9 protein-coding genes and 1 pseudogene are annotated in these 10188 nt (G+C 61.6%); 6 read left to right on the top strand and 4 right to left on the bottom strand.

Going from position 1 to position 10188, the window contains the following annotated elements:
* Positions 1-572 precede the first annotated feature (572 nt).
* Complete coding sequence (locus ACFFII_RS01060) at positions 573-1280, bottom strand: IS6 family transposase (RefSeq protein ID WP_377697031.1); 708 nt, start codon at positions 1278-1280, stop codon at positions 573-575.
* Positions 1281-1909: 629 nt separating this feature from the next.
* Here ACFFII_RS01060 and ACFFII_RS01055 point away from each other — a divergent pair.
* The 5 genes and pseudogenes from ACFFII_RS01055 to ACFFII_RS01035 all read left to right on the top strand — a co-directional run.
* Positions 1910-3009 (top strand): IS3 family transposase gene (locus ACFFII_RS01055; protein WP_377697030.1). Its coding sequence is split into 2 segments (ribosomal slippage): positions 1910-2159 and positions 2159-3009, totalling 1101 coding nucleotides; the frame shifts between segments, so codons are not numbered across the junction.
* A 359-nt stretch (positions 3010-3368) separates the two neighbouring features.
* Positions 3369-4166 (top strand): hypothetical protein, encoded by a 798-nt coding sequence (locus tag ACFFII_RS01050; protein ID WP_377697029.1) that lies wholly within the window; start codon positions 3369-3371, stop codon positions 4164-4166.
* Complete coding sequence (locus ACFFII_RS01045) at positions 4163-5806, top strand: trypsin-like peptidase domain-containing protein (protein WP_377697028.1); 1644 nt, start codon at positions 4163-4165, stop codon at positions 5804-5806. Before ACFFII_RS01050 ends, ACFFII_RS01045 begins: the two co-directional genes overlap by 4 nt.
* An 18-nt stretch (positions 5807-5824) precedes the next feature.
* Positions 5825-6640, top strand: coding sequence for an N-acetylmuramoyl-L-alanine amidase (locus ACFFII_RS01040; RefSeq protein WP_377697027.1), 816 nt, complete (start codon positions 5825-5827; stop codon positions 6638-6640).
* A gap of 89 nt (positions 6641-6729) precedes the next feature.
* A pseudogene (locus tag ACFFII_RS01035) lies at positions 6730-7074 on the top strand (transposase); the annotation flags it as partial.
* A 248-nt stretch (positions 7075-7322) separates the two neighbouring features.
* On the opposite strand, the gene ACFFII_RS01030 reads toward ACFFII_RS01035, so the two are convergent.
* From ACFFII_RS01030 to ACFFII_RS01020, 3 genes are all read right to left on the bottom strand, one after another.
* Positions 7323-8030, bottom strand: a complete 708-nt coding sequence (locus ACFFII_RS01030; RefSeq protein ID WP_377697026.1) for an IS6 family transposase — start codon at positions 8028-8030, stop codon at positions 7323-7325.
* A gap of 131 nt (positions 8031-8161) precedes the next feature.
* Positions 8162-8434 carry a hypothetical protein gene (locus ACFFII_RS01025; protein WP_377697025.1) on the bottom strand — a complete coding sequence of 91 codons (273 nt, stop codon included), beginning with the start codon at positions 8432-8434 and terminating at the stop codon, positions 8162-8164.
* 202 nt (positions 8435-8636) lie between these two features.
* Positions 8637-9059 (bottom strand): hypothetical protein, encoded by a 423-nt coding sequence (locus ACFFII_RS01020; RefSeq protein WP_377697024.1) that lies wholly within the window; start codon positions 9057-9059, stop codon positions 8637-8639.
* A gap of 64 nt (positions 9060-9123) precedes the next feature.
* Between ACFFII_RS01020 and ACFFII_RS01015 the strand changes: the two genes are divergently transcribed.
* Positions 9124-10056 carry an IS5 family transposase gene (locus ACFFII_RS01015; protein WP_377697023.1) on the top strand — a complete coding sequence of 311 codons (933 nt, stop codon included), beginning with the start codon at positions 9124-9126 and terminating at the stop codon, positions 10054-10056.
* The last annotated feature ends 132 nt before the right edge of the window (positions 10057-10188 follow it).

Here is a 10188-nt window from a genome sequence, read left to right as displayed (position 1 = left end):
GCGTCGACCCCTCGCAGCCACCGTCATGTTCTGGCCATGAAGACAATGGGTCCTGAGCCTAGGGCCGTCCCTGCGATAAAGGGCAGGCCTGTATTCCCCTCCCGATTGAAGTAGCTGCACCGGGCGCTGACAGGGCAAGCTGGGCAAAGCGGGTTGCGCGCGCGGCAGACGAGGGCTGCGAAGTCCAGTATTGCCCAGTTCACCTCTCGCGAGTCCCGGCGCACGAGCCAATGGAAAGCTTCTTGCAGCCACGGGTCATGGCGAATGTCGGCGAGCTTCCTCGGGCGAACAAACCGCTCAATCACGCGGGCCATGTTCACGTCTAATAGCGGCGCCGGACGCCCGTACTGGAATTGAAGAATTGCATTGGAAACGTATTGCCCGACCGCGGGGACTTGGCGGTGCTCGCGAGGGTCGGACGGGAAGCGGCCCTCATTGCTAGCAGCATATCTCGCGATCCCGAGAAGGGACTGGGCGCGACGCCGCCACAGTCCCAGAGGTCTAAGGAACTCCTCGAGGTGTGCTGTCAGACGAATGCGAACTCGTCTCAGTGTTCGCAGCAGGGCCGTCTTTCAGGCGGTGCCGAGCTGCCGCCACTCGGCGAGAGCGGCGGCTCGGTTGGCTTTGAAGTGCTGACGGCGGGAGAGGCTGCGGTCCTGGTTGAAATGGTTTGAGACGGAGGCGTGGACGGCGACGAACATCTGCAGGCTTCGCATGCGGCGGAAGCGGAGCATGGCTCGTTCTCGTCGCCGGAATGGTAGATGTGAATTCTCGACGCGATTGTTCGCGTGCCGCGCCGAGTGCTGCTTCGCACCTGCTCCGAGCTCGCGAAGGGCCGCGCCATAGGAGCGAAGGCGGTCCGTCACGATCTTGGTCGGAGAGCCATACCGGCGCATCAGTTTGCGCAGGAAGCGCAGGGCTGCCCTGCGATCGCGGGTCTTGGTAACCACGGACTCCAGCACCTCGCCCTCGTGGTCGACGGCGCGCCAGAGGTAATGCTGGATGCCGTTAATCTTCACGAACACCTCGTCCAGGTGCCACTTCCATTGCGGGCCTGAGCGCATGGCCGATGACCGCTTTCTGCGGATCTCGGCGGCGAACAGTGGGCCGAACCGGTTCCACCAGAAGCGGACTGTCTCATGGCTGACCTCGATGCCGCGCTCGTGCAGCAGGTCCTCGACGTTCCGCAATGAAAGCGGGAAGCGGACATAGAGCATCACGGCCAGGCGGATGATCTCGGGTGAGGTCTTGAAGTACCGAAACGGGCTGCGCTGGGTCATGCCAGAAGGGTAGGGCGGCCGCTGCCCGCCGGACAAGCCGGGTTTATCTGACAGTGCCCCACGACGCCAGGGCGCTTGCCCGGTTTCGTCTCCGAGGTCGTAGTGGCGTTATTGCGGACAAACTCGACCGCCGCCCTACAAGCCGCTTTGAGTTCGTCTTCGCCTTTTGTCGTCAAGTCGTTGCCGGAAAGCCCATCCCTCGTCAGGTCGAGATAAACCAGCTCTTCTTGCGGTACGAGAGCTTTCTCCTTCAACCTGTTCCATACATCAGGTGATCCCCTTCCGATCAGAATAGGGAGAAGCCGCTTTGGCCGTGAGACTCTGACGAACTCTTCGAATTCCCAGCCGGCTCTCCTCTCTTCGTAATACTCCGTGACCACGGCAACAAAGACATTGGACGTTTGAATATACTCCTTCAGTTTAGGGTTGAGCGGGCTACCTGGTGGCACATTATTATCGCGCCAGTCAAAATAAAACTCTTGCGCAACCGGGCAGCTTTGTCTCGAGCATTCAGCTACGAAGTGCTTCTTGAGAGCCTCGATGACCCTCTGACCTGCTGCCCGTTTTCTGGACCGCGCCGATCTGGGATTTTCCAGTTTAGGTTTGGGCCGAGGAGATGGAGAGGACCCATGAAGAGATCGAAGTTCAGCGAGGCCCAGATCGCCTTCGTGCTGCGGCAGGCGGAGGACGGCACGGCTGTCGGCGAGGTGTGCCGGAAGGCGGGGATCAGCGAGGCGACCTTTTACGCCTGGCGCAAGAAGTATGCCGGGTTGATGCCCTCCGAGATGCGGCGCCTGCGCCAGCTCGAGGAGGAGAACACGAAGTTGAAGAAGCTCGTGGCCGATCTGAGCCTGGACAAGGCGATGCTTCAGGACGTGCTCGCAAAAAAGCTCTGAGGCCTGCGCGGCGGCGCCAGCTCGTGGATGAAGTTCGGGCCACGTGGAAGGTCAGCATCCGGCGGACCTGCGCGGTGCTCCGGGCGAAGCGGTCGAGCTATCACTACAAGGGCCGGCGCCGTCCGCAGGCCGCTTTGACAAAGCGGATCAAGGAGATTGCTGAGACACGGGTGCGTTACGGCTACCGCCGTATCCATGTGCTGCTGCGACGCGAGGGTTGGGAGATCAACGCCAAGCGTGTCTACCGGCTTTACAAGGAGTTGGGCCTTCAGCTGAGGAACAAGGTGCCGAAGCGGCGGGTGAAGGCGAAGCTTCGGGATGACCGCTGTCCGCCGGTCCGGGCCAATGAAACCTGGGCCATGGACTTTGTTCATGACCAACTTGCGACCGGAACCAGGATCCGGATCCTGACAATCGTCGACACCTTCTCGCGCTTCTCCCCGGCGATCGTGCCACGGCTCAGCTTCCGTGCCCCGGACGTGATCGCGGTCCTGGAACAGGTCGGCCGGGAGATCGGCCTGCCCAGGACCATCCGGGTCGATCTCGGAAGCGAGTTCATCTCCCGCGACCTGGACCTCTGGGCCTATCAGCGTGATGTGACACTCGACTTTAGCCGGCCCGGCAAGCCCACGGACAACGCGTTCATCGAGAGCCTGAACGGCAAGTTCCGGGCCGAGTGCCTGAACACGCACTGGTTCATGAACCTCGACGACGCGGTTCGAAAATGCGAGGCTTGGCGCAGAGACTACAATGAGGTTCGACCCCACAGCGCGATCGGCAACAAACCCCCGATCGAACTGGCAATCCGGTCAGCGGCTCATGGCCCACCCTGATCGGAAGACCCCCGGAGAAGACCAGCCAGGTGGTCCAAACTCGGCTAGCAGCTCAGAACTGGCAATCCGGTCAGCGGCTCATGGCCCACCCTGATCGGAAGACCCCCGGAGAAGACCAGCCAGGTGGTCCAAACTCGGGTAGCAGCTCAACCCGTCATGCACTAAGATTGGAAACGGACCACTCCCTTGGGGCAGGCCAGCACGTCCTTGGAGTCTCTGAGGTTCTGGGCTCCAACGACAACAACGTGTCAGATCGGCTTGGTCGACGTCAGTCACGCAGCGGCTTGACCAGAGTCTCAGAGGAGCACAGGATTTCGCCTATGGGGTAGCGTTTTTACAGAGTTCTTAGGAGAAGCAGTATGCCTCTGCTCGAAAGATTCGATGTTGCCGATCCAGCTGCAGCGCATAGCTTCATCGAGGGCATCAGCCTCCCGGAAATAACGCCCGTCGCGCGGGAAAGAATGTCCGCTGAGACCGGGGGCGCACCGCCAGTTTACCAGGAAGGTGAGAACCAAGCCGTCGCGATCGGCTCACAGATCGCCGAGTTCGCCGCTGATATTCCGGCGGTGCTGCGACCGCAGATCGCCAATTCGTTTCTTCTCGCGCAACTCGCCGCCAACCGAGCAGTTGAAACCGCCGGCGGCAGTGCCTGGTACCGAGCCTATCTCGAGGTTCTCGCCAACACCGGGTGGATCATTGAGCGCGACGAAACCTCCGAGCGAAAGATGTCGGACGTATCGGGCGAGGTGCATAAGGAAATCATCCCGCTGCTGACGGTGCTGCTCGGCCCTGGCGTGGCCGCGGCGGCCATGGTCACTGCCGTACTCGAGGGGTTATCCAACATTGATAAGGACAGACCTTGGATAACCCTCTTTGATCGAGAGAGCAGGCGCGCTTCGGCGAACCAGTTCCAGATCAGCCACGCTGCTGCCACAGATGGTACGGCACTTCAGGTTCGCCTCGCCTGCCTTGAACTTGAGGCCGTGAAGACCCTCACGCAGGTCCTGTTCTTCAAATCCTCCGACACGCAGGCTGTACTGCGCGGTTTTGGCGCCAGCCTCAGTCTCAATGCGCCAGTCTTCGAGCGCAACAAAGCGTTGATTGAGGACAAGGTCGCCGAATACGTTGCCGAGTACATCCGCGGGATCGAGCTGTGAGCACGACCTGCGAAGGCGCAGACGACATTGACCAACGTGCCGAAGCGACCCTCGCGCTACTTCGGCTGCGGCCAACTGATGAAGCTCTAGAGCAGGCAAGGAAACTGCTGAAGGACGTGCGGGATGCGCGCCAGTTCCTGTGGCTGGTCAAGCTTGCCGAGGCCGCCGCTCGCTTGCGGCCGGGCGATTCTGTAGTTGCCGGGTTCTATGCGCAGGGCCTCATCGAGACAGGCGCCTGCCTGCCAGCGATTGCCCTCCTTGATCGCGCACTTCGGGCACCTGGCATCGGCGCGTCCGACGCAGGCGAGTTGCACGGATTGCGTGGTCGCGCATACAAGCAGATCTTCATGGATTGCGCCGACCATTCACAGGCGGAGGCAGCGCAGGCGATCGAGCAGGCTGTCGACAGCTACCGTGTGCCCTTCGAGAACAACCCGGCGAACTACTGGCACGGGATCAACCTGGCAGCCTGCCTTTACGCGGCCCGGCGCCGCAAGCTTGACCCGGCACCCGACCTCAGCCCACAGGAGGTAGCGCGCAACGTGCTGAAGGTGCTGGACACCACTCACGCCGCCGACTGCGGCGCCTGGTGGTGGGCCACCAAAGGTGAGGCGCATGTCGCACTCGGTGAGTGGGACGATGCCGAGACCGCAATCGGTGTCTACGTTCGCGACGAGAGCATCCCGCCGTTCAACTATGCCAGCACCATGCGCCAGTTCCGGGAGGTTTGGGAGATCCACAAGGACGGAGCGCGTGGTGAAACCCTGATGCAGCTCCTTGATGCTGCCTTGGCAGCTCGCGAAGGCGGTGTCCTTTCGGTCACCCCAGACCATGTCCGTGCCATGCGATCGGCCGGTACACCAAGTAAGGAGCAGGCCGAAAAGGTGCTGGGAACCACCAACGCTCAGACGTTGACATGGTACCGCTGCGGGCTGGACCGGGCGACCTCTGTGGCTGCCATCCGTCATCTACACGGCGGTCGCTTTGGGACAGGATTTGCTGTGCGCGCCGGTGACTTTGGTCTTGAACCCGCTAGCGAGACGCTCGTTCTCACAAACTACCATGTCGTCAATCGGGCAGGAGCCGAAGATGCCGAGCGGCCTGAGAACGTCGAAATCACTTTCGAGGCAGCAGAAGGCCCTGCCCGAGGACCTTACATGGTGTCAGAAGTCTTAGCGGAGTCACCCTATGCTAGACTTGACTACTCGCTCCTGAAATTGGCTGGTGACACCTCGCAGGTGCCGACTGTCCCGATCATCGATATACTGCCGCGTCTCGAGCCGCCGGCGCGCGTGTATATTATCGGTCATCCAAGCGGTGATGAGCTGCACATAGCCTTCCAGGACAACCGCCTGCTTGACCACGAAGGTCCGCCAGCGGGATGTCCGCCGACACCGGACCAGTGCCGTGTGCACTATCACGCCCCAACCTCGCCGGGGAATTCAGGCAGTCCGGTCTTTGATGACACCTGGCGCGTCATTGCTCTGCACCATGCTGGTGGGAAGTACGATCCACAGAGCTCACAAATGGGGATGCGCCGGCTGAACGGCAAGCCAGGACGCTACTCGGCTAATGAGGGGCTCTGGATCGCTTCGGTTGTAGAAGACGTGAAACGTCAGGCCATTCCATCCCGATCGTGAGCCCAAGGAGGATTGTCAGTGGACAAGCAGCAAATCATCGAACAGCTAAATAGAGAAATCGAAGCAACGAGGACACGTCTCAGCAGCGGGCGGGAAGGAGCAGAGTCGCTTCCCCGAAATAAAGACGATGCGGCAGGGGAACGCGTTGCCCAAGCGGCGCGCTACCTCGAGGAACTGGTCGATGATCTTGAAGTTACTGAGGCAACGCTGGATCTTCGCGAGCTTGAAGCCGCCGCGGATGCTGATGCACGGGAGTCTGCTGGCAATGGCCTTGCAATTGTCGTTGGCCACACCCGTTCCAGCCCCGGTGCCGAAGGAAAGGCACCGCCCCTACCCTCGAGTCCTACCGCAGCACGGTTCGAGTATACTTGGAACAGCGAACTGGCCGCGATAGTCAAACAGAGAGCCGAGGCGAGCGGCATCCGCTGCAACGTCTTCTTCCGCGACAATGGCGGTATAACTGGCGCCTACGCCCGGGTCCGGCAATGGCGTCCCGAGGCGACGGTTGAGTTACACTTCAATGCATTCAACAAACAAGCGCGGGGAACGGAGACATTGTTCGCGCATCCTGGCTCGCGGGCGTGGGCGCAGGCGCTACAAACTGAGCTTGTCGCCGTATACAAGCGGGTCAAGCCTCTAGACCGAGGGCTGAAGGATCAAAGTGCTGGCGGGCGCGGACACCTCAGCCTCACACAGATACAACCGTCGGCACTGATCGAGCCATTCTTCGGCGATGAGCCATCAGATGCTCAGCTCGGCGAGCAAAATAAGAAACAGTTGGCGGATGCAATCATTGCAGCTTTCAGAGCAGCACGCGCAAGACCTATGGTTTGACAAATTTTTCAGCACGCACCGTACCTAGGGTCAGGACCTATTGATCTGCCTGCTGCTGCGTGATTCAGGCTCCGCGAGGAGACTGATCGATGAGCAATCTTTTCTGGCTGACCGATGAGCAGATGGCGCGGCTGCGGCCCTTCTTTCCGAAGAGCCATGGTAAGCCGCGTGTTGATGATCGGCGTGTGCTGAGTGGCATAATCTTCATCAACCGCAATGGGTTACGATGGCGGGATGCTCCCCGGGAGTATGGTCCCGCGAAGACGCTTTACAATCATTGGAAGCGATGGGGCGATATGGGCGTCTTCGCGCGGATGATGGAGGGGCTGGCCGCGGCGAGCCCTGAACCGAAGACGATCATGATTGATGCCACCTACCTCAAGGCGCACCGCACGGCGACCAGCCTGCGGGCGCAAACGTACGGCCCGCCCCGTTGCAAGCGCTGATTGGAACTGGATTGAGCAGTCTGCACAAACGTATCCGGCATGTCGGCGCTCTGGCCGCTGCCAAGATGGAGATCCGCGCGTCCCGATTCTCATAAAGGGGCCGGCCTCGAAGAGCCATTTTGCGCCTGAGGTTTTCGGAACACTGTTCGACTGTCAGGCCATCTTCCTTTCACCACTCGCAAGTGTGCTGTCAGACCAATGCGAACTCGTCTCAGTGTTCGCAGCCGGGCCGCCTCTCAGGCGGCGCCGAGCTGGCGCCACTCGGTGAGAGCAGCGGTACGGTTGTCCTTGAAGTGTTGGCGTCGCGAGAGGCTGCGATCCTGATTGAAGTGGTTTGAGACGGAGGCGTGGACCGCGGCGAAGAGCTGAAGCGTCTTCATCCGCCGGAAGCGCAGCTTGGCCCGTTCTCGTCGCCGGAACGGCAGGTGTGAGTTCTCGACCCGGTTGTTGGCGTGCCGGGCGCACCCCTGCTTTGCTGACGCTCCGAGGTCTCGCAAGACCGCGCCATAAGACCGCAGCCTGTCGGTTACCAGCTGATCGGCTGGCCCATGTCGGCGCATCAGTTTCCTGAGGAACTTCAGCGCCGCCTTGCAATCTCGGGTCTTGGTGACGACGGATTCCAGCACCTCGCCCTCGTGGTCGACCGCGCGCCAGAGGTAGTGTGTCCGGCCGTTGATTTTCACGAACACCTCGTCCAGGTGCCAGCGCCACTGCGGTCCGGCCCGCAGCCGCGACACGCGCTGCCGGCGGATCTCGGCGGCAAACAGCGGGCCGAAGCGGTTCCACCAGAAGCGCACCGTCTCGTGGCTGATGTCGATGCCGCGTTCATGTAGGAGGTCTTCAACGTTCCTGAGCGACAGCGGGAACCGGACGTAGAGCATCACCGCCAGTCGGATGATCTCGGGCGAGGTCTTGAAGTACCGGAAGGGACTGCGCTGGGTCATGCCCGCAGGGTAGGGTGGCCGCTGCTGTTCCGGCAAGCCGAGTTTATCTGACACTGCCCTCCATTGTGATCCGGACCGCTGGCGATCCGGATCGGGCGCCTGGAAGGCGGATCAGGAAAGGCCGGGACTCGTCACCCGATAGGCTGACCTCCCAGGATGGACAGAGCGCTCACCGTGCTCTGGGGCCCGAAGTACGGGGGGTCTTTCGGATCGCCGCCGATCCATCTGCCCCCTTCCTGAATCTGCACGCCAACACCGACCTCGTTGAATTTTCCGATATTCATCTGGCCGCTTTGCCCGGCGTCGATCCACTGTGCGTGGAAAGGGACGCCGCTGTCTCCCTTGTTGAAGATCGAGAACAGCAGGCGGGAATTGGTGTCATTGTTGACGGTCACATACGCCATGACTTCTCTCCGCATATGTTGAGGCGACCGCTGCGACTGGGCATAAATCCAGCGCTACCCAATCGCGGCCGGCGCGAGGAGTTTCAATATCCACAGCCGGAAGGCTGTTGTTGCGATCACGATCAGGTCGCTGGGACCCGGGACTCAATTCTCGGCCGAGAAGTCAATCTTAGCACGAAATGGCGCGGCGCTGCACGCGATCTCAGGTTGCATTGCCTTGCGCGGTGTTGTGGCCACGCGGCAGAGCCCTCTCGATATTGCCCGAAGTCGAAGAGAGGGGCTTTCGGCAATGCGCCAATCTCCGCAGGATGGACAAAGGGAGACGATTGGAGAAGCAGGCATGCGACAGATCCTGGCGGCCGTGTTCGGCCTTGCGCTCGTGGCGGCGAGTGGCGCCGAGGCGCAGATCGCAGAAGTCGAAACGCCCCACGGCACGGCGCGGATCGAGGGCACGCCGCGTCATCCCGATGTCGAGCGCCTGGTGATCGGGGACCGGGAGGTCGTCAGGCCGGAGCCCGACAGTGCCCAGCAGATCGTCTGGATCGAGGAAGATCTTGGCAATCTCCTGCTCGTGGGTCTCGCGTCCATGGGGAACGGTTGCTTCACCGAATATGTCTTCGTCCATGGGCTCTGTTGCACAAATCCCCAGAGGGATTCATGCCGTGAATCCAGCATGGTAGCTGGTCGACATGAGCAGACCCACACGACTGACCTACAAGACGAGGAACTGGCCGGCCTACAATGAGGCGCTCAAGCGCCGAGGCTCGCTGACGATCTGGTTCGATCCCGAGATGATCTGGGAGGCAGCGCCGACCGGTCGGCGTGGCCGACAGCAGACCTACAGCGATGCCGCGATCCAGACCTGCTTCTCCCTGAAGGTGCTGTTTGGCATGGCGCTCAGGCAGGCAACCGGGTTTGTCGAGAGCCTGCTTCGCCTGGCCGACCTGGACTGGACAGTGCCTGACTTAAGCACGCTGTCCCGCCGCCAGAAGACCCTGGCCGTCAACATCCCGTATCGGGGCTCCAGGGGTCCGCTGCACCTGCTGATCGACAGCACCGGGATCAAGGTCGAGGGCGAAGGCGAATGGCACGCCCGCAAGCATGGCGGCCCGAAGCGCCGGGTCTGGCGCAAGATCCACCTCGGGATCGACGAGGAAACACTGGAGATCCGGGCCGTCGAGATCACCGCGAGCCACATCGGTGACGCCCCGGTCCTGCCCGACCTGCTCGACCAGATCCCGGCGGACGAGGAGATCGCCAGCGTCACGGCCGACGGCGCCTACGACACGCGCAAATGCCATGATGCGATCGCCGATCGCGGTGCCCACGCCGTGATCCCGCCCCGCAGGAACGCAAAGCCATGGAAGACCGTCACCGCCGGGGCCGCGGCGCGCAACGAGGCCCTGCGCGCTGCGAAATACCTTGGCCGCGCGCTTTGGCGACGATGGAGTGGATACCACCGCCGGAGCCGCGTCGAGACGAAGATGCATTGCGTTAAACTGCTGGGGCAACGCCTCATGGCGAGGGACTTCGATCGCCAGGTTGCCGAACTTCAGGTCCGGATTGCCGTCCTGAACGGTTACACTGCGCTCGGCATACCCGTCACCGAAGCTATGGAATGAGTCTGTCCGGGGAAAGGGGACCCACGGCCATCAGACCATCTGTGCAACAGAGCCCCATCGGTTACACATGTTGCAGAAAGGCGGCTTGAGGCGTGAGTGCCCCTTTCCCCTTCAGGCTCAGGCCGCGCGGAC

It is taken from the genome of Paracoccus niistensis (assembly GCF_042432925.1).
GTDB lineage: Bacteria > Pseudomonadota > Alphaproteobacteria > Rhodobacterales > Rhodobacteraceae > Paracoccus > Paracoccus niistensis.
Note: the sequence above shows the minus strand (reverse complement) of the source record. Positions and strands in the feature narration are given on the sequence as shown.